Here is a 24,382-nt window from a genome sequence, read left to right as displayed (position 1 = left end):
TTGCTTTGTTTTATCTTTCGGTTATAATACCGATAACTATGCAAAACAAGCTGTTTACCATCCTGCTGATTATCCCCCTGTTTTTCTCTGCCTGCGATTATAAACGGGTTACAGGCAACGGAAATGTTGTAACCGAAACCCGGGAAATCCGGGATGCACGCCGTATCAGGCTGGCGGGCTCTATGGACGTGGAGATCACCCAGGGCAATGCCGTTTCCGTTAAAGTGGAAACCGATGAAAACCTCCAGCAATATATCATTACCCGTATGCGGGATGGATACCTGGATATCCGGCAGAAGGATAATATCAATATCAATACGAATTCGGCTATTAAAGTGTACATCACTACCGACCGCCTGGACCAGATCCGTCTCACCGGAAGCGGTAATATTACCGGCATGAGCAAATTTACCGGCAGCGACAAACTGGATATAGATATACTTGGCAGCGGTAATGTGGCAATGGAAGTGAATACGCCATCTGTAGAGGCAGAGATCTCCGGCAGTGGTTCGATCACCCTGGCAGGCGAGACCCGCGACCAGAAGATCAGCATCAATGGTTCCGGCAATTATACCGCCGATGCGCTCAAAGCGGAGCAGGTACGCGTGAATATTGCGGGCAGCGGCGATGTGCGCGTATTTGCAGATGCACTCCTGGATATCAATATTGCAGGTGGCGGATCTATCTATTACAAAGGTTCACCACAGATCAAACAGCATATTGCAGGTACAGGAGATATCAAAAAAATAGATTAATAAAAATGCCCGCTCAACCAGCGGGCATTTTTATTATTTCTCGATCCTGTAAACCGGGTAACGCATATGCGCCGGTTCGTAATAAGGAGAACGTTTATATACAAAATCAAGCTGTGCGGAAGCGGAAGCGGCAAATTTCGCGTCTGCTTTTTTCTTCTCTTCCAGTTCGGTGCGGAGTTCAGGATGACTGTTCAGCCAGGCTGCCGCAACATCTTCCCAGCGGTAATTACTGTAACCTTCTTTCTGCTGCAGGATGGCATCGAAGAAATTCCAGGTAAAATAACCATCGTCGCCCGCAGGATCCAGCGTTTCTACCAGGAACCGATCTGCATGCTGGCCCGTATAAATCAGGTAATCTCCTTTCCGGAACGGGATCTTCTGCAGGCTGCTGCTCACTTTGGTATTGGATTGACGATAGTGCTTCTCATAGGCGCGGGTGGCTGTTTTGTAATCTTCTATCCGGTACACCGTTACAGTGATCTCCGTATCGCGTGCCAGGCGCTGCATGAGCACATGATTGACCTGTAAAAGTGTTGTAAGCTCATGCCAGCCCTGTGGTATGATATACGCTGCAGGTTTAACACTCTCATTGTAGCCGGCAAACTGGTTGTAGAATTTAACTTCCTTGGTAAAAGGCTTGCTGTGATCGTAGAACATACGGTCCATGCCGGTCACATCGCTTTTTTTCCTGCCCGCTTCATAACCCATAAAGCTGATCTTGCTGTAACGGCTGGTATCCGGTTTATAGGAGAGATAAAAACGATCCTGTTCTTTTACTGCAGCAATGGAAGCTTCTCTCGCTGCTTTGATGGCTTTGGCTTCGCCGGAAGCAGATTCGATGAAGGTCTGCATCAGGGCATAAGTAGCTTCAACCCTTGCTTTGAAAGGTTTCAGCATATGCGTTTCGGGCATGAACGACATGGTCTGGAATAATGCTGCATAACCACTGCTGTAACGCGGCGGATCATAGAAAGCAGTCCAGCCTCTTTCCGGGTTGCCATCTTCAAAATTCACGTAAGGCGTCATTGGCCATTGCTTGGCGGTCATGCCTTTATAAAGGAGCGGTTCAAACACATCGTGCAGGTAATTGCCGATGGCGCCGCCGAGCTTGTTATGCTGCGTGGTGAGCAGGGTCATGGTATACTGGTAATCCGCGCCATCGCTCACGTGGTTATCGATCAGGATATCCGGGTTCAGCCAGTGGAAAATAGTGGCAAATTCTTTGGCTTCACGGCTGTCGCTCTTGATAAAATCACGGTTAAGATCAAGGTTCTGCGCACTTCCGCGGAAACCATAGCTTTTAGGACCATCCTGGTTTACGCGGGAAAAGCTGGTCCTGTTGAGACTGCCGCCGATATTGTAAACAGGGATCACGCCCAGCACTACATTGGCCGGTGCCTGGATTTTACCCGAAGCCAGGTCGCGGAGCAGCATCATACTGGCATCGATACCGTCGGGCTCACCCGGGTGGATGCCATTGTTGATCATGATCACCACTTTACCCTGGCGGTGCCATTGCTGCGGATCGAAGCTTTTGTCTTTGCTGAACAGTACCAGCTGCAAAGGATAGCCGGCGTCTGTAAGACCGAATGTTTTAAAGCTGACAGTCGGGTAAGCTGCATCGAGTTTTTTATAATAAGTGATGCACTGGTCGTAAGTAACGGTTTCTTCACCTTTTGTTTTTTCAAAAACGGTCTGGAATTCCTGCGCCCGGGCAGTAATAAGAGCAAAAAAGCCAAGCAATGTTAGTAAGCGCTTCATTGGTTGCGGTTTAAGTTGCTTCAAAGTAAACGCAAAATGATGAGAGCGGGAGAGTCGTTGCCGGAAATAGTGGCGGATGGGTGGGAAGGGCAGGGAAGCGGGGAAATATACAGGGAACACAAAAAAAGCCAGACACGCGTATGCGCGTCCGGCTTGAATAAGATTGTTGAAAACCTATCGGAAATGCTTATGCAGCAGAAACGTTCGCTTTCTTAGCCAGTTTGCTCTTCAGGTTAGCAGCTTTGTTCTTGTGGATAACGCCACGTTTTGCTAACTTGTCGATCATAGAAACAACGTTAGGCAACTGCTCGGTATACGCTTTTTGTTCACCGGTAGCCTTCAGGTCACGGATAGCATTACGGGTAGTTTTGCCATAGTAACGGTTACGGTCACGACGCGCGGCAGCTTGTCTCACATCTTTCTTTGTAGCTGAATGGTTTGCCATGTTCTAATTTTTTCAGGACGGCAAAGGTAGGGATTGATAATGAAACAGGGAAATTAAAAAATAAAAAAAGCAGAAAAAACCTGCATCCCTTTGCCATATAAAACACAAAGATGCTGATTTTTTGCCTGAAATTCAAGTGCTGGCGCAGCCTTGGGAAGAGTTTAAACTTTAATTCCTGTTTAAAAGGTTTTATCCTTCCAATGACCGATATTTGCCCTCAATTTAACGTAAAACAGCAGCTCAATCTCAACAAATGAAGGATTTTTCGTATATCACTAACTCGCACCCCGCGTATATCGAGAACTTGTACCAGGAATTTGTAAAGGACCCGTCAGCCGTAGACCAGGATCTGAGAAAATTTTTTGAAGGATTTGATTTTGCAGTAACCAGCAATGGCACTGCAGCCACGGGAAGCCAGTCATCTGCTCCGGCAGCCGGAACAGACTGGATGAGCGAGATCAGGGTATACCGCCTGATACTGGGTTACAGGAATAAAGGCCATTTGCTGGCTAAAACCAATCCGATCCGCCAGCGTAAAGATCGCGGCGCAAACCTCGAACTTTCTTTTTTCGGACTGTCTGAAGCAGACATGGATAAAACCTTCCAGGCCGGTAACCTGCTGGGACTGGGCGCAACTTCACTGCGGAATATACTCGCACACTTACAGCAAAGCTATTCGGGCAGCGTAGGTATCGAATTCAAATACATCAGCGACCAGAAAAAAGTAGACTGGCTTGTTGCAGAAATGGAGAAAGGGTTCAAAGTACCAATAGCAATTGAGAAGAAGAAAAGGATACTGGAGAAGCTGAACCAGGGAGTGATGTTCGAGAAATTCCTCCACACCAAATACATTGGTCAGAAACGCTTTTCGCTTGAAGGCGGGGAAACAACCATAGCAGCGCTCGATGCAGTGATCACTACAGCTGCCAATAACGATGTGCAGGAAGTGGTGATCGGTATGGCACACCGCGGACGTCTGAATGTGCTGGCCAATGTGATGGGTAAAACCTATGAGCAGATCTTCAGCGAATTTGAAGGCACTGCAGCTATCGACCAGACCATGGGCAGCGGCGACGTGAAATACCATATGGGTTATGGAAGCGAAGTGCAGACTGCCGATAATAAAACGATCCATCTGAAACTGATGCCGAACCCTTCACACCTGGAAGCAGTAGATCCGGTAGTGGTAGGTTTTGCACGGGCCAAAGCGGATGTACTCTATAAAAGTGATTTCGACAGGATATTACCGATACTCATCCATGGTGATGCTTCCGTAGCGGGCCAGGGCGTTGTATACGAGGTATTGCAGATGTGTAACCTGCAGGGTTATTATACCGGCGGTACCATCCATTTTGTGATCAATAACCAGATCGGTTTCACCACCGACTTTGATGATGCGCGCAGTGCGGATTACTGTACTTCGGCAGCAGCCATGGTGCAGGCTCCGGTATTGCATGTAAACGGAGACGACGCGGAAGCTGTGGTAAAATGTGCGGAGATCGCCACACGTTACCGCCAGGAGTTTAACAGCGATATCTTTATTGATATGGTATGCTACCGCAGGCACGGACATAACGAAGGTGACGATCCGAAATATACCCAGCCGCAGTTGTATGCGCTGATCGACAAACACCAGAACCCGAGAGAGATCTATACACAATTCCTGAAAGAGAACGGCGAACCGGATGCGCAGGAACTGGCAAAGGAAATGGAAAAGAAATTCTGGGCCGATCTGCAGGAAAGGCTGGATGAAGTAAAACAGCATCCGCTGCCTTATAACTACCAGCAACCTGAACTGGTCTGGAAGAGCCTCAGGAAAGCCGGTGAAAGCGATTTCGATCAGTCGCCGGTAACAGCGATCAGCGAAAGCCAGGTAAAAAGTATGTTCGACCGCCTGATGCAGTGGCCGGCAGATTTCAAACCGCTTAAAAAAGTGGAGAAATTACTGCAGGATAAGATCAAACTGCTGGATAGCGAGCAGAAAATAGACTGGGCAACAGCAGAACTGCTGGCATACGGTTCAATTCTCACCGAAGGAAATATTGTAAGAATGAGCGGCCAGGATGTGAAGCGTGGTACATTCAGCCACCGCCATGCTGTATTGCGCGACGAAGACAACAACAAAGAATATAACAGGCTTGATCATTTCCAGGAGCAGCAGGAGAAATTCCGCATTTATAACTCATTACTGAGCGAATATGGTGTACTCGGTTTTGAATATGGTTATGCCATGGCAAACCCGAATGCACTGGTGATCTGGGAAGCACAGTTCGGAGATTTCTGTAACGGCGCACAGACCATGATCGATCAGTTCCTGGCAGCCGGCGAACAAAAATGGCAACGTCAGAACGGTGTGGTAATGCTTTTGCCGCACGGTTATGAAGGGCAGGGGCCTGAGCATAGCAGTGCACGTATGGAACGTTTCCTGCAGCTCTGTGCCGAACTGAATATGGTGGTAACGAATATCACAACGGCCTCTAACCTGTTCCATGCATTCAGAAGGCAGCTGGCATGGCCGTTCCGCAAGCCGCTGATCAACTTTTCGCCCAAAGCAAACCTGCGTAACCCGAATACATACAGTCATATAAGCGAATTCTCCGGCGGCGGATTTAAAGAAGTGATCGACGATGCATTTGCAACAGATGCGGCGGAAGTGAAGAAGGTACTGCTGTGCAGCGGTAAACTGTATTATGAACTGGCCGACAGGCAGCAAAAGGAAAACCGCAAAGACATCGCCATTGTGCGTATGGAGCAGTTGTACCCGATCCCGCAGAAACAACTGGATGCGCTGTACAAGAAATACAGTAAGGCAACCTGGTTCTGGGTACAGGAAGAACCGCTGAACATGGGCGCGGCAGCATTCCTCAAAATGAACCTGAACAGCATCAATTTCGGAGTGATCAGCCGTAATGCCAGCGCAGCAACAGCAACAGGCTATTCCAAAGTACATGCACAGGAGCAGGCAGAGATTATCGAAACAGCATTTGCCATCTGATCCGTCAATATTAAAAATAACTGCAAATAAGACCTTATGATAGATATTAAAGTTCCAACGGTAGGAGAATCCATCAGTGAAGTAACACTGCTGAAATGGACCAGGAAAAGCGGCGACTGGGTTGAGCGTGATGAAGTGATTGCCGAACTGGAAAGTGAGAAAGCAACTTTTGAAGTGAACGCTGAAAAAGCAGGTATCCTCGAAACCATCGGTAATGAAGGTGATACGCTCAATATCGGAGATGTGCTCGCACGTATCGATGAAACAGCAGCAAAGCCTGAATCTGCAGCAGCGCCTGCACCTGCACCGGAGGCAAAAGCAACTCCCGCGGCAGCACCTGCACCGGCTGCACAACCCGCAGCAGCAAAACCAGCCGATGTAAAAGCATCGCCGGTTGCATCTGCTATCATCGCAGACAAAAAAGTAAATCCTTCTTCCATCACTCCGTCCGGGGCAGGTGGCAAGATCATGAAGCATGATGTACTGGAAGCGCTGGCCAACCCCGGTAAAAAAGCATTTGCAGGCGCAGAGCTTTTCTCCCGCAACGTACGCCAGGAAAAAATGAGCAACCTGCGCAAAACCATCAGCAGAAGACTGGTGGATGCCAAGAATACCACGGCTATGTTAACCACTTTCAATGAAGTGGACATGACAAGGATCATGGATGTGCGTAAACAATACAAAGACAAATTCAAGGAATCGCACGGTGTGAATCTTGGCTTTATGAGCTTCTTCGCCAAAGCATGTTCCATTGCACTGGCAGAATGGCCTTCAGTGAACGCTTATATCGATGGCGATCAGCTGCTGTTTCATGATTATGCCGATATCAGCATCGCGGTAAGTACTCCACGCGGTCTTACTGTTCCTGTGATCCGTAACGTGGAAAGCCTGAGTATGGCAGATATTGAAAAGAAAGTACTGGAGCTGGCAGGTAAAGCGCGCGACAGTAAACTTACTGCGGAAGATCTGCAGGGCGGAACATTCACTATCACAAACGGTGGTGTTTTCGGAAGCCTGATGAGTACCCCGATCATCAATATCCCGCAAAGTGCCATCCTCGGTATGCATAAAATTCAGGAGCGCCCGATGGCGATCAACGGCCAGGTAGTGATCAGGCCGATGATGTACATCGCACTGAGCTACGATCACCGTATCATCGACGGACGTGAGAGCGTAAGCTTCCTGGTACGTGTGAAGGAACTGCTCGAAAATCCGGAACTCTTACTGTTCGGAAAAGATCCTGTAAAAACTTTACTGGAAGTATAAAGATTCAAAAAGAAGGCCCGGTTTACGGGCCTTCTTTGTATCATCAGACATTTCATATCTTAGATCTTAAATCGTATCCTATGAAAGCATTGAATATTGCCTGTTGCATGCTTTGCAGCCTCGTGCTGGCTTCCTGCGAAAAAACCTTTACGCTTACCAATCCGGGAGCAGGATCAGGTTCCGGCGGAGGAACATCGAATAATGGCAGCGGCAATACACCCGGACTGCTGCTTAAAACTGAAACTATCAGTTCCGGCGGAACTTCTACTGTAACTTATGATTATGATGCTTCTGACAGACTGATCAAACAAACTTCTTATTCTTCGGTATCGCCGGTAATAGCAGTAATGCGCTTTGTACGTGACAATAACGGAAGGATAATAGAAGTGAAGTCTAATGCGATGCCGAATGGCTTGTCTAATCCTACCATGTTAACCGGAACAGACAGTATCACCATTAAAGTGCATTATCCATCGGCTACATCCACACAATTCGATTATTCTGTTTATACAGCTACGAAAATGGGGATTGCATTTACAGACAGTGTAGTGTATAAGTACACAGCCAACCAACTTGTGGATATCACAGAATATAATGATCTGTTCGGGCCTTCTTCTGTTGTCAGTAGTATGACATATACTTATGATGCAAACGGTAATGTGAAACAGGTGCAAAACACGTTTACGCAGGGAGCGGGTGCACCTCCAACAACAGTCACTTACGACAATACTTTCGATACCCAGAAATCGCCGCTTATTTTGGGAAACGATGGACTGATCGGCGGAGGTAGCAACGGTCAGGCCTGCGGCCCTAATAACATGATCAAGGCTGTGATCAATATACCCGGTGCAGGACCTCAATATCAGAATCAGGTAAGTACGGTAACCTATCAATACAACAATGACGGGAAACCCGCTTCTGCAAGCTATTCGAACCCGGTACTTGGTACCAGCACAATTAAATTCTACTATAAATAAAGACCAGATAATACAGATCTTACCTGTTTTAATGCCGCTGTCAACCCCAGCGGCATTATTTTTACAGCTGATGAAATACGCAGAAAATTATATCCGCTCGGCCATTGCAATCATGGAGCAGTACAATGGAAGCCTGCCTTTGGCTGCCTTTCTCAAAAACTATTTTGCCCAGCATAAAAAATTCGGATCTAAAGACAGAAAGCGCATCGCACACCTGTGCTATTGTTATTGCAGGATCGGGCACGCTGCAGATGCACTGGATACCGCAGAACGGTTAAGGATTGCTTTATTTCTTTGTCAGGATGAAGCAGGAGAGTGGACCTCGGTTTTTCCCGAAGCCTGGCTTGATCAATGGAACGATGATGTTACGGTCCGCACCCGTTTTATAACGGAGACATATCCTTCATTTGAAGCCGGTAAAATTTTTCTCTGGACGAGTGCATTAAGCGCTGGTATTGATCCGAGCGCATTTCTACAATCGCATTTGCAGCAGCCGGATCTTTTTATCCGCTGCCGTCCGGGACACGAAGCCGCCGTAACACGAAAACTGACAGAGGCTTCAGTGCCTTTTACACAACAGGAACAGGGAGCGATTGCTTTGCCGAATGCTACAAAACTCGAGGATATTATCGTGCTTGATAAAGAGGCCGTGATCCAGGACCTCAGTTCCCAGCGTGTGGCACAGGTGCTTGCAGCCGGTACGCCGAAAATACCAGCCAATGTATGGGATTGCTGCGCAGCGAGCGGTGGCAAATCTTTACTGGTAAAAGACCAGCTGAACAATATCAATCTCACAGTATCGGATGTACGCCAGTCGATCCTTCGTAACCTCGCCCAGCGATTTGAAAGGGCGGGATTGAAAGGATACCGTTCATTTGTTGCAGACCTTACTATGGCAGACAGTGTACCGGTACAATCGGAGTTCTCGCTGATCATTTGCGATGCACCCTGCAGCGGCAGCGGCACCTGGGGCCGAACGCCGGAACAGCTGCTGTATTTTACAGAAGACAGGATCGCGCATTATGCAGCGCTGCAGCAGAAGATCGTAGCCAATGCCGTAAGATCACTGGCTCCGGGTGGCTTGTTCCTGTATATCACCTGCTCTGTGTTCAGTGCAGAAAATGAAGACATGGCCCGTTTTATAGAAACCACCTGCAAGCTCGAACCCGTGAAAGTAAGTCTGTTAAAAGGGTACAATGAAAAAGCCGATACCATGTTTGCTGCACTTTTCAGAAGGGCATAAAAAACGCACCGTCAATGACAGTGCGTTTTCATAAATATGCTATCGGTGTGAATCAGGAAAATATCAGTTCTCCGCGTTGAATCACACCCCCGCCGATCACATCATTACCTTCATAGAAAACCGCACTCTGACCGGGAGCGATACCTTTTACATTTTCATAGAAGCGTGCACGGATGCCATTTTCATGGGTGTAAAGGTTGCTTAAAGCGCCTTTGTCCTTATAGCGGATCTTGGTTATCGCTTCCATACCGTCGGTGATACCGTCGTATTTGATCCAGTTGATCTTACCCACCAGCATATCATTCTGTTCCAGGTCACTTTCATCGCCCAGTACTACTGTATTGGTATCGGGATTAATAGCAGTGACGTAAGCAGGTTTGCCAAGTGCAATATCAAGACCTTTACGCTGACCAACGGTATAGAACGGGTAACCTTTATGCTGCCCCAGCTTTTTACCGTTTTTGTCGATGAACCAGCCACCGGCAACTTCCTCTTCAAGTCCCTCTACTCTTCTTTTCAGGAAACCGCGGTAGTCGTTATCCGGTACAAAGCAGATCTCATAGCTTTCGCTTTTTTTGGCAAGTTCGGGATAGCCCATATCGAGTGCCATCTGGCGGATCTGGGTTTTATGGTATTTACCGAGCGGCATGATGGTACGGCTGAGCAGTTCCTGGTCGAGTCCCCAGAGCACATAACTCTGGTCTTTGGTCTCGTCGAGGCCTTTGCTGATCACATAGCGATCATTGGTATGACGGCGTACCTCTGCATAGTGGCCCGTAGCAATAAAATCACAATCGAGTGCATTGGCTCTTTTCAGGAGCGCGCGCCATTTGATATGGGTGTTGCACATTACGCAGGGATTGGGCGTTCTGCCGGCCATATATTCCTCCACGAAGTTCTCGATCACAAAATCGCCGAATTCTTCACGGATATCAAGTATAAAATGCGGGAAACCATGGTGTACGGCTGCCTGTCGTGCATCGTTGAAAGAATCAATATTACAGCAGCCAGTCTCTTTAGAACTGGTACCGCTACTCGCATAATCCCATGTTTTCATGGTAATGCCTACCACTTCATAACCCTCATGATGCAACATGAGAGCCGTAACGGTACTATCTATACCGCCACTCATTGCAACCAGGACCTTTCCTTTACGGCTCATCTCATTAAATTTCAGGCAAAGGTAGAAAAACTGGCGGTATTGGGATGTTAATGTAAGAAACCCGCTGAATGTGCATACTGCGTGAACAAATATCAGTTTACGGTAAATCCCTGCTGCTATTATGCCGCATTTCCCGATATTTACCAAAATTGATATTCGTATGATAAAATTACAAGTGATCGGAAACCTTGGTAAAGACGCAGTTCTGAATAATGTAAACGGGAAGAATGTGATCAATTTTACCGTGGCCCATACGGAGCGGTTCAAGGATGCGCAGGGAAACCAGAAAGACAGAACTACCTGGGTAGACTGTGCCTACTGGACCGATCGTACCGGCGTAGCTCCTTATCTCAAAAAAGGTACCCAGATATATGTGGAGGGAACGCCCGATGTACGCACTTATACCACGCAGGACGGCCGTAACGGTGCTTCTTTAACCTTGAGGGTACTGAGCGTGCAATTACTCGGCGGCAGGAGTGAAGGCGGCGGCAGCGACAGCTATAGCGGCGGTTACGGAGGATCTTCATCCCAGCCATCTTACAATCAGCCGGCAAGCCAGGGCCCATCAGCAGGCGATATTACCGAGCCGCTGGATGATCTGCCGTTTTAAGTAATGATTAAGATAGCAATGTGAGGGCGAAGTGAGGGGGAGCTGCGCTCCGGAGAAGGCGAAGTGAGGAGGATAGTCCCGGTGTCGGGTATCCATCCTCCTCACTTCGCCTCACCCATGCCGCAGGCATTCCTCACTTCGCCCTCACTTATACCACCAGCATCCCCTTACTCTACCTCACATCCCCCCAACAATACGTTCAATCTCCTCAGCCGATACTGCTTCTTTTCTATTGTCTAAGTTGATCACAAACAGGTAGCCCTTATCTCCCGGAGAGGCGAGAAATGCATTGACCAGGTTCAGTTGATCACTTTGTAAAATGCCGCCATTGAAAATATTCCAGCTTTCCTGCGCACACAGGCAGCCCATAGTGGGAGTCAGCGGGTAAAAGGGCATGCCTTTATAGTAATCCGGATCGATGGTAGTACCATGTGCAATGATCTCGGACCTGCCGATTCTGCCAGCATAGAATGCTTCGGTTACCGGCATGTAATTGCGCCAGGAAGCGGGTAGCAGCGACAGGTAATTTATTAAGGGATCAATGGTGGAATCGACAGGATGATGGTAATAGCCACTGTCGGTCTCAAAAGGCATTACCAGCTGGATATTGGGCGTAGGGCCAATCAGGTTATTACGTGAAACAGCCGTTCCCTGGATGCTGAAAATACCTTGCGGCGTACTGCCATCGGTAATAAAATACGGCAGATCCGATGCAGATCTTGCCAGCTGGCGGAACACCAGCAACCTGCCCGCAGCATCGCGCTCAAAACTGCCGTCTGCTTTCTGGATCACTGCCAGGCCTGGGTAATCGCGATCCCAGCGCTGGAACGAATAAATGGTTTTGATACCCTGCGCCTTCCTGTAGGAAAACAGATCGTAGAGGGAAGGCGTAGCATTGCGTATATCCTGATCGTGAGCGGCAAGATAACGGTCCAGTTCCAGCAGTACCGGCAAGGTATCAAACCTGTTGAAATGCGTTTTCAGATGATCGCGCAGCATTAAATTATGTGGTGCCATGGCCCGGTTAAGATAGACCGATTGCATGGCGTAGAGTTTGGGTATTGTTTCACGCTGCAGCAATTGGTTTACCTGGTCGCTGTATGAAGTTGGATAAACTGCATAAACAGCTTCCAGGAATGCGCGCCTGGTAGCTGGTTCCAGCTCATTATATTGTTTAAACAGAACCTCAAAGCCCTGCTGAACTTTTAAAGACCTGATCAGGAATTGTGAAACAGCCTGGCAGGCTTCGCGATACTGTTCTTCAGTAGTACTGTCCAGCTTTTTGGAGAAAACAGCATCAATATCCTTATTCCGTAGTTGACTGTCAAACTGCAGCCGGTTGCCATACAATACGAAATTACTGTATATGGAATCCCTGGAAAACTGGGCATTCGTTTGCAGCACAGGTATAAGAAAGATGAGCAGTACAAATGACTTCATGCCGTAAAGTTAGGCTACCTGTATAAAATGCAGGACACTGCATAAAAGTTTAACTGATTATCTTGCAGGCATGGAAAAGCTATACTCATACCAGGAACTGCACCGGTTTACGAATGACATATTTACAGCAATGGGATGTAGTCCGGAACATGCAGAACTGGCTGCCAGGGTATTAGTCTCGGCGGATCTGCGCGGGATCGATAGTCATGGTGTGGCGCGTTTAAGCGGCTATGTACGTTTATGGGAAGCAGGCCGGATCAATGCAAAACCCGATATCCGCATCGTTCATGAAACACCTTCAACCGCGGTAGTGGATGGGGATAGCGGCCTTGGGCTCGTAGTTGCTCCCTATGCCATGCAGGTAGCGATTGACAAAGCAAAGCTGGCGGGCACCGGCTGGGTGAGTGTCCGCAATTCCAATCATTTCGGTATTGCCGGCATTCACGCGATGATGGCACTCGAACACCAGATGATCGGTATGGCCATGACCAATGCAAGTGCACTGGTAGCGCCTACTTTTTCAACAGAACGGATGCTTGGAACCAATCCTGTGGCTGTCGCGATTCCCGCAGGCAGTCAGCCTCCTTTTGTTGCAGACATGGCAACCACAACAGCAGCCAATGGCAAGCTTGAAATACTGCAACGTAAAAATGCGGATACACCGCTCGGCTGGGTGCAGGATAAGGACGGCAATGATTCTACAGATGCCAATATCCTGAAAAAGCAGGGCGCTTTATTACCATTGGGCAGCGACAGGGAACACGGCAGTCATAAAGGGTATGCATTAGGATCGATCGTAGACATATTCTCTGCCGTACTCAGCGGTGCAAGTTATGGTCCCTGGGCGCCACCATTCCCGGCCTATGTGCCGATGCCGGAAAATATGCCGGGAAAAGGACTCGGGCATTTCTTCGGCGCAATGCGTGTTGATGCATTCAGACCCGCAGAAGAATTCCTGCAGCATATGGATAACTGGATCAGCCGTTTCAGGGCAGCAACACCTGCGGCAGGTTATGAAAGAGTATTGGTGCCTGGTGATCCGGAAAGGGAAATGGAATCCGTCCGCATGGCAGAAGGCATACCCGTTGTAAGCAGTGTTGCAGACGATCTGCAGCAGCTGGCAGATCGGTTTTCCTTACAACTCTGATGCATTTAAATGATCCAGGAACGAGTTCCAGCATTGCATTAAGGCATTGCTCAGGGCAGGATCTTTCACATGTCCGTTTACGTCGAGCTTAGACCTGATAAAGGGGATGAGTAATGTATGGTCAGCGGCAACGCTGGCCGATAATGCCGTTAATGTTGCAAGGAGAGACGCATGTGCCTTATCGCCCGATGAAGAAGCGGTGATCAGTGCAACGGGTTTATTAACAAGGTCGCCGGACCCAACAGTCCAGTCGAGCATATTTTTGAGACTGCCCGGTACACCGAATGCGTATTCAGGCGTACATATAACCACCCCGGAGGCATCGGCCAGTATTTGTTTCAGGGCAGTTACAGCCGGCGGGTCGGATGTGGGGTCATTGAAATGCGGCAGAGAATCCATCGAATCATAAAAGGAAAAATCGTAGCCCGGAGCAGGGAGCGATTGCAGGAACCGGAGTATTTGTCTGCTTGATGAATCGGCCCGCAGGCTTCCGCTGATGGCGAGTATTTTACCGTTGCCGGACATAATGAAAAATTAAGGGCGATAAAGATAGCACCGGTTTTTATTCACGGGCCGGTAAGTTGTTTGTCATGTGTTTTTTCATACCTCTACCGCCCCTAAATCCCCCTCACTTCCCCCTCACCACATGCCTCCAGCATCCCCCCTCACTTCGCCCTCACACTCCCAAACCTCAACCCACTAATCTGCAAAAAACAGCAACTCATTTCTCATAAAACGCACAAACCCGATGCTAACGGATGTTTGCTAAAAACCTTGCCAGCATTTCGTTTCAGCGGTTTACATTTGCAACTCAAATAAAAGCAATCAATCAAAAAAATCGCGGAGTATTTATGAAAATCATGAAGTTTGGCGGAACCAGTGTGGGTAAGCCGGAGCGCATGCGCCAGGTATCGGAGCTGATCACAAGAAGCGACGAGCCGAAGGTGGTGGTGCTGAGTGCCCTGAGCGGAACTACCAATGCACTGGTAGAGATCAGCAATCATTTGGCAGAGAGTAACAGGGATGCAGCCAAGCAGAAGATCGATGCGCTGGAGGCGCATTACCGTGCATTTGTGCTGGATCTGGTACAGGGCGATGCATTGCGTGATAAGGCAAACGCGATTGTTACAGAACACTTCGAATTCCTTAATATCATATTGCGTATTTCTTTCAGCGAAGCTTTGAATAAGGATATTCTTGCACAGGGCGAACTGATGAGTACCAAATTATTCTGCGTGTACCTGGAAGAACAGGGCATCGATCATATGCTGCTGCCGGCGCTGGAATTCATGAGTATCGACAGCAATGAAGAGCCTCAGATCAATGTGATCAGAACGCGGCTGAAGCAAATACTGAAAGCACATGAAGCAAAGAAGCTGTTCATCACACAGGGATATATCTGCCGTAATGCGCGCGGTGAAGTTGATAACCTGAAAAGAGGCGGCAGTGATTATACAGCATCGCTGATTGCTGCTGCGGTTAATGCCTCGGTTTGTGAAATCTGGACTGATATCGATGGCATGCATAACAATGATCCGCGTATCGTAAACAAAACAGTGGCAATTGAGCAGCTGAGTTTTGAAGAAGCGGCCGAGTTGGCATATTTCGGTGCCAAAATATTACACCCTACCTGTATCTGGCCTGCACAGCAGGAAAATGTTCCTGTAAAACTCCTGAATACCATGCAGCCCGATGCGGTCGGAACCGTGATCACACAGGAAGCGGGTAGCGTAGGTGTGAAAGCCGTAGCAGCCAAAGATGGTATTATTGCCATCAAGATCAAGAGCAGCCGGATGTTGCTGGCCTACGGGTTCCTGAGGAAAATATTTGAAGTGTTCGAAAAATACAAAACTTCCATTGATATGATCACCACATCCGAAGTGGCTGTATCTGTTACCATCGACTCGGGTGCGGCACTCAATTCAATTGTGAAAGAACTCGAACCTTTCGGTACAGTGGAAGTGACCAGGGATGAAACGATTGTTTCTATTGTCGGCAACGAAATCGCCCGTACCGAGAATGTACTGCAACGCCTGTTCGAATCCATCCGCGAAATACCGGTTACCATGGTAAGCTATGGCGGCAGTGCACATAATATTTCCCTGCTCGTGCCCGGTGCCCACAAAACGAGAACACTACAGTTGCTGAACGAAGGACTGTTCGGATTGTAAGAACGTTAATAGACGTTAATATATCGGAGGAAGCAGGAATTAACCTGCTTCCTTTTTTTATATACAGCAGCAGGATGTTATCTTTCAGATTCCAAGCCAGCTGAATATGAAAAAAATCATTCTTCTTTTATTATCCGTTTCTTTTTTTGCAACGCTTGAAGCACAGCAATCGCTAAGGGGTATCGTTATTGCTGCTGATAATAAAAAGCCGGTTGCGCTCGCCAATGTTTTCCTGAGTAATACCTCGGTGGGTACGGTTACCAACGATAAAGGCGAATTCACGATCGACCGGTTTCCTTCGGGAAGGTATGATGTGGTTATTTCATGCATCGGTTACGAATCGTATGTAACCACGCTTCAATCGAATCAGTTGCCCGAACAGTTGCACGTAACGCTTAAACCAAAAGTGCATGAGCTGCAGGAAGTAGTGGTAGCGCCTTTCGAAAAAAACGGCTGGGAGCGCTGGGGCAAATTCTTCGTAGACAACTTTGTTGGCACTTCTGCGTTTGCTGAGGATTGTAAGCTGAAGAATAAAGATGTGATCAAATTCCGCTACGATAAAAAAGCGAATGTGCTGCAGGCTTTTGCAAGTGAGCCCGTAATTCTTGAAAATAAAGCGTTGGGTTATATCCTTAAATATGATCTTAAAGATTTTATCTACAATTACAATACACGCATTCTTTATTTCCAGGGCTACCCTTTGTTTGAAGAAATGGAAACCTCTAGAAACCGGTTAAAAGAGCGCTGGGAGCGTAACAGGGAAGATTCTTACTATGGTTCTCTGATGCATTTTATGCGCAGTGTATTCAGGAACCGGCTGGTGGAAAACGGCTTTGAAGCACGTAAACTGATCAAGATTTCTGAAGAAGAGAAAAAACGCGTGAAGGATCTCTATCGCAACCGTATGCTCGAAATGCAGCAGGGTGGGCTCAGGATAGTTATGTCCGATTCTGCTCTTGCGAAAGGCAATAAGGATTCCGCTGCTTATTACCGTAAAGTGATGAGCCAGCCCGACAAACTTGCTGTACTGATCAACCAGGTATTGCCGGGTGATAGTATTGCCTATGCTATCGACAGTATCACTGCCGGCATCTTCTTCCAGGATCACCTGCAGGTTACGTATAAACACAAACTCACACCTCCGGAATTCATCACAACCATCAACCCGGCTGAAACCTATAAGGGACCGGTTGTTTCCGAGATCTTTCTGGTTAACAAAAAAGAACTGGTAGTGCTTGCGAATGGTTCTTATTTTGAAGGGATCGATATGATCAGTTCCGGTTACTGGGGCTGGTGGGAAAAACTAGCCACCATGCTTCCTTTCGATTACTGGCCTAAGCGGAATAAACTTCCTTTATCGAAACAATAAGAGGCTTATTTCACTTTAATATCAAACCTTCCATCGGTTACCATAAGTGAATCGGTAGCGGAAGTTGCAGCTGATGCGCTATTCATTTGTTTAAACAACTTACCCGAAAATGTACCGGACAGGATCTTGTTAGCCGGGTCGATCCTGTCAAGGGTTATGGTGAAAGATGGATTCAGGGAAGACAGTAAATAAGTAACATCCTGACTGCCGGTTTCGGAACGTCTGTATGATATCATCAGCGTATCGCCGTTTGCAATACTGTATGTACCGGTTCCGCGAAAACGGGTATTCAGGTACAGATCGATGCTTTCCGTACTGCTCAGACCACTGTTCTTATGAAGTACTTTGTCTGCCCTGACATGAACATCCCCATCGTTGGTATAATAAATGCCATCCAGGTTTTCCCGGCACCCGGTGGTAAGAAAACAAACCTTATTGTAATTGGTCCAAACTTCGGAATTCAGCAGGAAGCCGAAAGTATGCTGACCTGTCTGTGTTTTGGCAGGCATGGTAAGCACAACGCCGGTATCGTCTTTACGACAGGCGAGCAGGCTGCAGCAGAATAAAACGATATATAAAGGTTTCATCAGCTGAAAGACCCTGCCCCGGATTTATCTGCTGCCTGGTGTTTCAAAAAAACAATACATGACTACAAGGCCTGCAATATGTTTTCCATGCAGGTATATACTTGTTCCAGTTCCGCGGCGGTGATACAATAAGGCGGCATCAGGTAAAGTGTATTACCCAGGGGGCGAAGATAAACACCCTGTCTTAATGCTTCGGATGTAACATGTGCGCTGATATTGTTGAGGTAGCCATCAACTCCTTTTTCAATTTCGCAGGCAAGTAAAGTGCCGGTAACCCGGATATCTTTTACGGGCAGCTGCTGTTGCTGCAGTTTTTCGGCAAAAGCCTGCTGCATAGAGCAAAGCCAGCTGATCTGTTTCCGGCAGGCCGGTTCTTCCAGCAGATCAAGGCTGGCAACGGCTGCTGAACAGGCGAGCGGATTCGCCGTGAAAGAATGGCCGTGAAAGAAAGTTTTCATAGCATCATCGCTTACATAAGCCTGGTAAATTCTGTCTGTGCAGGCCGTTACACCCAGGGCCATTGTGCCGCCGGTAAGGCCTTTGCTGAGGCAGATAATATCGGGTTTATTCACCATGGCTGCACTGGCAAACAGATTGCCTGTACGGCCGAAGCCAGTCATCACTTCATCTGCAATACATACAATACCTGCTTGCCGAACAAGAGCCAGCAGCTGATCCATACTGCCGGCATCATACATTTTCATACCGCCGGCACCCTGTACAAGCGGCTCGTAAATAAATGCGGCAATTTCATTTTCATGCTCACGTATTTTCTGAGCGATGGATTCCAGGTTAACGGTATCGGGTGTATCGATAAAAATCACTTCAAACAACAGGTCGTGAAAAGCAAGGGTAAACACGCTGCGGTCGCTCACGCTCATGGCGCCGAAAGTATCGCCGTGGTAGGCATTGTGGAAGGCGAGGATCTTTTTCCTTTTTTCGCCTTTGTTCCACCAGTACTGGATGGCCATTTTCAATGCCACTTCCGTGCTGGTGGAGCCATTATCGCTGTAGAATATCCTGGTAAAGTTTCCGGGCAGTAAGGGGAGGAGTCTTTCTGCCAGCTGAACGGCCGGTTCATGTGTAAAACCTGCAAAGATCACCTGTTCCAGCTGGAGGGCCTGCCGGTATATTTTCTCAGCAATATAAGGATGCCCATGACCATGCAGGGTAACCCACCAGCTGCTCACGGCATCGATATAAACATCGCCGTTTTCAGCCCATAAAAGTGAACCCTGGCCTTTTACAACCGGGATGGGGGGGAGCATATCTTTCTGCCTGGTAAAAGGATGCCAGATCACACGCTGGTCTCTTGCTGCTAAATTCATGGAGCAAAAGTAAAGGGAAACACCGCCGGCGTTAGTTTTGCAGCACGGAAATTTCTTCAGAAGACGTGCAACGACCCGTTAACGGGCGGTGTCAATACCTCCGAAGCCCGGAATCAGAACCATGGATCACCAAAAACTGGTAAAAGATTGTCTTAGAAACAACCCTGCAGCGCAGCGGCAACTCTATGATCTTTTCGCAGACACCATGCTGGGCATCTGTTACCGGTATACCAAAAGCCGGAATGATGCGGAAGAAGTACTGCAGCAGGGCTTTATCAAGGTGTTCAGTAATCTGCACCAGTACAAATCGGAAGGCGAACTCGGCGGCTGGGTCCGCCGGATCATGGTCAACACTGCCATTAACTACCTCAAGAGAAAACCGCGTTACCAGCTGGATCTGGGGTTTGAAGACAGTTATCTCCACCCCGTAACCAATGCTGAACCAGACATCAACCTGAATGTAAAAGACCTGCTTAACCTGATACGTCAGCTGCCACCCGGTTATCAGACCATTTTCAACATGCATGCCATAGAAGGTTACTCGCATGTGGAAATAGGAAAGATACTTGGCATCAATGAGGGAACCAGCAGATCGCAATATGCCAGGGCAAGGGCGTTGCTCATCAACTGGCTTGAAAAATATTCTGATAACGGAAAAATAGATAGCTATGCCAGGTAAATCTTTTGAGGAGCAGGTAAGGGAGCAGCTGGCTGATCTTAAAATGCTGCCGGATGACGAGGTCTGGAAACAGGTACAGGCTTCACTGCAGAAAACGAGGAAGCGCAGATGGGTTGCCTTATCGGCGGTATTACTGCTTTTTATAGCAACAGGTATGCTGTGGCTGTTGCCCTTGCGTTCCGGAAATAACGAAACAGCTGCAGTTGTGCCTCAGTTTAAAGAAATTGTTCCGGCAGATATGCATAAAAAGGATGCATCAAAAGATAGCGCAATACCTGCTGGCCGGCAGCCGGCCGTTACTGGTCCCGTTCTGTCTGTAGAGATCGCTGAAACCTATGCGCCGGGCAGAGAACCGGATCATGTTTATACTGCTGCGAAAAAAGTGGCTGAGAGCAAAAATTTACCAGTGACCAGTGTAAAGGAAAATGAACCCATCGCCGCTAAAACTGAGCCTGAAAAGAGTTCCATAGCAGAAGAAAAGCGTTCTGCCGCCTCCATAAACGCTGCCGATGAAGTGAAAATACCTGCTACAGCACCTGTATCATCTTCACCGGCGGCCAGGAATCTGACTGAAACAATCTCCGATACAAAAACAGACAGTATACAACCCGCGGCAGCAACGCCTGTAACAACAGATACGGCATTGCCTGCAACGGTTCCTGTTGCAGCGTCCGCAACAAAGAAGAAAAAAAGCAGTTCTTCCTGGCAATGGGGACTGGCAGCTGAAATAGGTATGAGCGGATTAAAGAACCAGTTGTCTTCCGGTGGATTCAATCCTGGCAGTGCTATCGGTCCTCCAACGCAGATCGGTCCCGGTAACGGCGGGAGCGCTTATGCACAGCCGCTGCAGACAGATGCATTGGCATTCTCTGTACAGTTGCAGGCAGCAAAACTGATCGATAAAAAAACCGGGTTCAGGTTATCGCTGGGGTATGATCTCTACCAGACAAATATCCGCGCAGGTTCAAAGATCAATGCCAACCTGGCATCTAACAGTAATTTCACGAGACTTGGCATGCAGGATTATTTTTACCTGAATACCGACAGCTTCACTTATCGTAATAACTATCATTTGGTAAGGGTGGGCGTGGATGTGTTCACCACTTTTGCAGCCGGGAAACGATTATCCATCCGGCCTGAAGCAGGAGCAGGAATGGGTTTTATCGTAAGTACCAACGGGCTTCACTATTCAGCAGCGGATGATGTGCTTTACAAGAATAAATCCTTGTTCCGCAAACCGCAGTGGGATGTAGCTGCCGGACTCGACATCGGCATCGGGAAGCAGCCTGCATTCTGGTTCGGGCCGCATGTACAATATTATCTTACAACATTATCCGGAGAGGAAAACGAACCGGGCCACCTTTTCCGCGGGTCTTTCAGGCTGACTTATATATTCCCGCGTAAACGGTAGTATACGCATCAATCGTTTTTCAGGAAATTCAGGTTGCGGCGGATCCCGTTGAATTTGCTGCGTTTGAGAGGCGAATGCCGGAATACTTCCCGGAAAGTTATCTCACTCATTTCGAGCCATTCGCTCGTGGAAAGATTCAATATTTCGGGGATCGGTGTAAATGCCGGTTCTGTATGTGGTTTGCTGAAACGGTTCCAGGGGCACACTTCCTGGCATACATCACAGCCGAACATCCAGTTGTCGAATTTATCTTTCATGTTGTCCGGAAGCATTGCATCTTTCAGCTCAATGGTATAGTAGCTGATGCATTTGCTGCCATTGATCTCCTTGTCGGGTTCTATGGCATCCGTAGGGCATGCGTCGATGCATTTACGGCAGGAGCCGCAGTAATCCTTTGCAAAAGGGTCATCATATTCGAGGGGAAGGTCAACGATAAGGGTAGCGATAAAAAAGAAGGATCCGCTTTGCCTGGTGATCAGGTTGCCGTTTTTCCCGATCCAGCCGGCGCCGCTGCGGGTAGCCCAGCTTCTTTCGAGAACGGGCGCAGAATCCACAAATCCCCGGCCCTGTATTTCACCTATCTTACCACGCAGTATATGCAGAAAATGATTCAGCTGCTCCCGTATCACTTCGTGATAATCCTTACCGAAAGCATACCTGGCAATATGTGGTGTGCCGGCTTTCTGTTCCTGCGAAGGGTAATAATTTTTTAAAAGAGTGATCACAGACTTTGCACCCGGAACCAGCCTGGACGGATCTATCCGCAGGTCGAAATGATTCTCCATGTACTGCATCTGGCCATGAAAACCCTTATTGAGCCAGGCTTCCAGCCGGCGGGCATCATCATCCAGCCTTACTGCTTTTGCAATACCGCAATAATGGAAACCAAGTTCCTGCGCCAGCGATTTGATCAGTGTGGTATGTGATGCTGTTGAATCCAAACGGACTGTCGTTTGCTTTATTAAAATTTATAAATGATCTTTGCGCCTTATCTGTAATCCAAAACTAACCATGAGAAAATTCATCTTCTCTTTACTACTCTTTTGCCTGACCACAGGGGCAGACGCCCAAACCAAACCGGCGGTAAAGTTCGGAAAAATAACAAATGCCGATTTCACAGTTTCATCTCCCGTAGTTGATTCCAATAGCAATGCGGTTGTACTTGCAGATATCGGAAGTACTGAATTCGAAGGGAATAACAATGGCGATTTTACCCTGGTTTTTGTGCAGCATCGCCGAATCCTGCTTCGTAACAGGAATGCTTTCGGTGCAGCAACCATTGAAGTGCCATTATATAACGGCGGCGCTACAGCACTGACTGAGAAATTTGAAAACTTCGAGGCATACACCTATAATCTCGAAAACGGAAAAGTAGTGGCTACAAAACTGGAAAAATCAGCTGTACTTACCGAAAAAGCGAGCAGGTATACCACTACACGGAAGTTTACATTCCCGGGTATTAAAGAAGGAAGTATTATTGAATACAGGTTTGAAGTAAGATCTCCATTTTACACCAATCTTCGTTCCTGGCGCTTCCAGGGCGAGTATCCTTGTCTGTGGAGTGAGTACAAGGTAACAATTCCGCCCATGTTCGATTATCTCCGTACGCAACAGGGCTATATTCCCTATACAATAGATACGGTAAGCAAAGTGTTTAAATCTTATTCCATTTCGGAACAAAACCTGAATACGCAGCGTACCGAAAATTTCAACATAAACGGGGAAGCCACCATGGCATGGTGGGCCATCAAAGACGTTCCGGCATTCAGGGCGGAATCTTATTCTACCGTTTCCAGAAATCTGATGAGCCGCATCGCTTTTCAGCTGCGGTCTATCCGTTTTTCTGATACTTATACCCGTCATTATGTGAAAAGCTGGGCCTCTACGGCAGAAGACCTGCTGAAAGACCCTGATTTCGGAGAGCAGCTTACCAAAGACAACAGCTGGCTGGATGAGCCTGTAAAGTTGCTGGGTAAAGAAGCTGATAAAATCTCGCAGATCCGCAAAACCTACGAATATGTGCGGGATAATTTTATCTGCACCGATCATGATAATCAATATCTCTCGCAGTCGCTGAAAAAAACCTTTCAGACCAAATCCGGAAATGTTGCAGATCTTAACCTGCTGCTTACCGCTATTTTCCTCAAATCGGGTATGAAAGCAACGCCTGTATTACTCAGTACGCGCGATAACGGTTATGCCGACGAAACCACTCCCATTTTATCGCAATACAACTATGTGTTGTGCAGGGTCATAACTGATGATAAACCGGTATTACTGGATGCTTCGCACAGACGTCTTGGTTTTGGTAAGCTTCATCCTTCCGTTTACAACAGATCGGGCAGGCTCATCGATCCGAACATGCCGATGCTTGTTTCCCTGCTGCCCGATTCGGTCAGGGAAACAAAAGTGACCAACATATTCATGATCAATAATGAAGAGGGCGGTATACAGGGCGCATTCAGTTCGCGCACCGGTTACCAGGAAAGCATGAATATCCGCGATAAAATAGCGGCCGGTAAAAAAGAAAGCTTCCTGGCGGATATTGCTAAATCATATCCTGCAGAAGTAGAGATCAGCAATATAGAACTGGATTCACTGAATGTTTATGATGAACCTGTGCTGATAAAGTATAACATGAATATAAAGATGGCCGGTGATGAAGATATATTCTATTTCAGCCCGATGTTCAGCGAAAGCTGGAAAAAGAACCCGTTTTCAGCAGCCGAAAGGTTATACCCGGTAGAAATGCCTTACCTCATGGACGAACTGTACCTGCTCACTATGGATGTTCCCAAAGGCTATAAAGTGGATGAGTTGCCGAAGAGCGTTCGTGTGAAACTGAATGAAAAGGATGGTATGTTCGAATATATTGTTCGTGTACAGGAAGATAAAATCCAATTACGGTCGCGCATCAAGATCGATGTCAGCGCTTTCCCTGCTGAGGATTATGAAACCCTGCGCGATTTCTTCGGCATGGTTGTGACCAAACAGGCAGAACAGATCGTATTCAAAAAAGTAAAATAAGGAAGGCTT

General features: G+C 47.7%; 20 protein-coding genes. 12 read left to right on the top strand and 8 right to left on the bottom strand.

Annotation, left to right across the window (positions count from 1 at the left end):
- The first annotated feature begins 38 nt into the window (after nt 1-38).
- Nucleotides 39-755, top strand: a complete 717-nt coding sequence (locus B5D42_RS13730) for a head GIN domain-containing protein (RefSeq protein WP_078832085.1) — start codon at nt 39-41, stop codon at nt 753-755.
- Nucleotides 756-788: 33 nt separating this feature from the next.
- Here B5D42_RS13730 and B5D42_RS13725 read toward each other — a convergent pair whose 3' ends face one another.
- Together B5D42_RS13725 and rpsT are read right to left on the bottom strand one after the other, a co-directional pair.
- Nucleotides 789-2,516: a M14 family metallopeptidase gene (locus B5D42_RS13725; protein WP_078832084.1), complete on the bottom strand. Its 1,728-nt coding sequence runs from the start codon at nt 2,514-2,516 to the stop codon at nt 789-791.
- 187 nt (nt 2,517-2,703) lie between these two features.
- The gene (gene rpsT, locus B5D42_RS13720) at nt 2,704-2,961 is read right to left on the bottom strand and encodes a 30S ribosomal protein S20 (RefSeq protein WP_078832083.1); all 258 of its coding nucleotides are present in this window, start codon (nt 2,959-2,961) and stop codon (nt 2,704-2,706) included.
- 253 nt (nt 2,962-3,214) lie between these two features.
- Between rpsT and B5D42_RS13715 the strand changes: the two genes are divergently transcribed.
- The 4 genes from B5D42_RS13715 to B5D42_RS13700 all read left to right on the top strand — a co-directional run bounded on the left by B5D42_RS13715 (nt 3,215) and on the right by B5D42_RS13700 (nt 9,442).
- Nucleotides 3,215-5,956: a 2-oxoglutarate dehydrogenase E1 component gene (locus B5D42_RS13715; protein WP_078832082.1), complete on the top strand. Its 2,742-nt coding sequence runs from the start codon at nt 3,215-3,217 to the stop codon at nt 5,954-5,956.
- A 36-nt stretch (nt 5,957-5,992) separates the two neighbouring features.
- Complete coding sequence (gene odhB / locus B5D42_RS13710; RefSeq protein WP_078832081.1) at nt 5,993-7,222, top strand: 2-oxoglutarate dehydrogenase complex dihydrolipoyllysine-residue succinyltransferase; 1,230 nt, start codon at nt 5,993-5,995, stop codon at nt 7,220-7,222.
- Between the two features lie 80 nt (nt 7,223-7,302).
- Nucleotides 7,303-8,199: a hypothetical protein gene (locus tag B5D42_RS13705; protein ID WP_139367164.1), complete on the top strand. Its 897-nt coding sequence runs from the start codon at nt 7,303-7,305 to the stop codon at nt 8,197-8,199.
- A 70-nt stretch (nt 8,200-8,269) separates the two neighbouring features.
- On the top strand, nt 8,270-9,442 hold the full coding sequence (locus tag B5D42_RS13700) for an RsmB/NOP family class I SAM-dependent RNA methyltransferase (protein ID WP_176113020.1): 1,173 nt from the start codon (nt 8,270-8,272) through the stop codon (nt 9,440-9,442).
- A gap of 52 nt (nt 9,443-9,494) precedes the next feature.
- Here the strand turns inward: B5D42_RS13700 and mnmA are convergent, their stop codons facing one another.
- A complete protein-coding gene (gene mnmA, locus B5D42_RS13695; protein WP_078832108.1) occupies nt 9,495-10,604 on the bottom strand; it encodes a tRNA 2-thiouridine(34) synthase MnmA in 1,110 nt (369 codons plus the stop codon).
- A gap of 160 nt (nt 10,605-10,764) precedes the next feature.
- On the opposite strand from mnmA, the gene B5D42_RS13690 reads away from it, so the two are divergent.
- Nucleotides 10,765-11,214: a single-stranded DNA-binding protein gene (locus tag B5D42_RS13690; protein WP_078832078.1), complete on the top strand. Its 450-nt coding sequence runs from the start codon at nt 10,765-10,767 to the stop codon at nt 11,212-11,214.
- Between the two features lie 177 nt (nt 11,215-11,391).
- On the opposite strand, the gene B5D42_RS13685 is transcribed toward B5D42_RS13690, so the two are convergent.
- Nucleotides 11,392-12,654 carry a hypothetical protein gene (locus B5D42_RS13685; protein ID WP_078832077.1) on the bottom strand — a complete coding sequence of 421 codons (1,263 nt, stop codon included), beginning with the start codon at nt 12,652-12,654 and terminating at the stop codon, nt 11,392-11,394.
- Between the two features lie 70 nt (nt 12,655-12,724).
- Between B5D42_RS13685 and B5D42_RS13680 the strand changes: the two genes are divergently transcribed.
- Nucleotides 12,725-13,801, top strand: a complete 1,077-nt coding sequence (locus tag B5D42_RS13680) for an Ldh family oxidoreductase (protein WP_078832076.1) — start codon at nt 12,725-12,727, stop codon at nt 13,799-13,801.
- Here the strand turns inward: B5D42_RS13680 and B5D42_RS13675 are convergent.
- Nucleotides 13,790-14,326: an NADPH-dependent FMN reductase gene (locus B5D42_RS13675; RefSeq protein ID WP_078832075.1), complete on the bottom strand. Its 537-nt coding sequence runs from the start codon at nt 14,324-14,326 to the stop codon at nt 13,790-13,792. The genes B5D42_RS13680 and B5D42_RS13675 overlap by 12 nt on opposite strands.
- A gap of 326 nt (nt 14,327-14,652) precedes the next feature.
- Here B5D42_RS13675 and B5D42_RS13670 point away from each other — a divergent pair, with 326 nt between their 5' ends.
- Together B5D42_RS13670 and B5D42_RS13665 are read left to right on the top strand one after the other, a co-directional pair.
- Nucleotides 14,653-15,972, top strand: coding sequence for an aspartate kinase (locus B5D42_RS13670; protein ID WP_078832107.1), 1,320 nt, complete (start codon nt 14,653-14,655; stop codon nt 15,970-15,972).
- A gap of 106 nt (nt 15,973-16,078) precedes the next feature.
- Entirely contained in the window at nt 16,079-17,341 is a 1,263-nt protein-coding gene (locus B5D42_RS13665) for a carboxypeptidase-like regulatory domain-containing protein (RefSeq protein ID WP_078832074.1), read from the top strand.
- A gap of 5 nt (nt 17,342-17,346) precedes the next feature.
- Here B5D42_RS13665 and B5D42_RS13660 read toward each other — a convergent pair whose 3' ends face one another.
- Nucleotides 17,347-17,928: a Riean_0653 family protein gene (locus tag B5D42_RS13660; protein ID WP_078832073.1), complete on the bottom strand. Its 582-nt coding sequence runs from the start codon at nt 17,926-17,928 to the stop codon at nt 17,347-17,349.
- A gap of 62 nt (nt 17,929-17,990) precedes the next feature.
- A complete protein-coding gene (gene bioA, locus B5D42_RS13655) occupies nt 17,991-19,256 on the bottom strand; it encodes an adenosylmethionine--8-amino-7-oxononanoate transaminase (RefSeq protein ID WP_078832072.1) in 1,266 nt (421 codons plus the stop codon).
- Nucleotides 19,257-19,377: 121 nt separating this feature from the next.
- On the opposite strand from bioA, the gene B5D42_RS13650 reads away from it, so the two are divergent.
- Together B5D42_RS13650 and B5D42_RS13645 are read left to right on the top strand one after the other, a co-directional pair.
- The gene (locus B5D42_RS13650) at nt 19,378-19,935 is read left to right on the top strand and encodes an RNA polymerase sigma factor (RefSeq protein WP_078832071.1); all 558 of its coding nucleotides are present in this window, start codon (nt 19,378-19,380) and stop codon (nt 19,933-19,935) included.
- Entirely contained in the window at nt 19,925-21,346 is a 1,422-nt protein-coding gene (locus B5D42_RS13645) for an outer membrane beta-barrel protein (protein WP_078832070.1), read from the top strand. Before B5D42_RS13650 ends, B5D42_RS13645 begins: the two co-directional genes overlap by 11 nt.
- Before the next feature lie 8 nt (nt 21,347-21,354).
- Here the strand turns inward: B5D42_RS13645 and queG are convergent, their stop codons facing one another.
- Nucleotides 21,355-22,287 (bottom strand): tRNA epoxyqueuosine(34) reductase QueG, encoded by a 933-nt coding sequence (gene queG, locus B5D42_RS13640; protein ID WP_078832069.1) that lies wholly within the window; start codon nt 22,285-22,287, stop codon nt 21,355-21,357.
- Nucleotides 22,288-22,357: 70 nt separating this feature from the next.
- Here queG and B5D42_RS13635 point away from each other — a divergent pair, with 70 nt between their 5' ends.
- Nucleotides 22,358-24,373 carry a DUF3858 domain-containing protein gene (locus tag B5D42_RS13635; RefSeq protein ID WP_078832068.1) on the top strand — a complete coding sequence of 672 codons (2,016 nt, stop codon included), beginning with the start codon at nt 22,358-22,360 and terminating at the stop codon, nt 24,371-24,373.
- Nucleotides 24,374-24,382: the final 9 nt, after the last annotated feature.

The sequence above is a fragment of the Sediminibacterium ginsengisoli genome (genome assembly GCF_900167075.1).
GTDB lineage: Bacteria > Bacteroidota > Bacteroidia > Chitinophagales > Chitinophagaceae > Sediminibacterium > Sediminibacterium ginsengisoli.
This window is presented reverse-complemented; position numbering and strand designations above follow the sequence as displayed.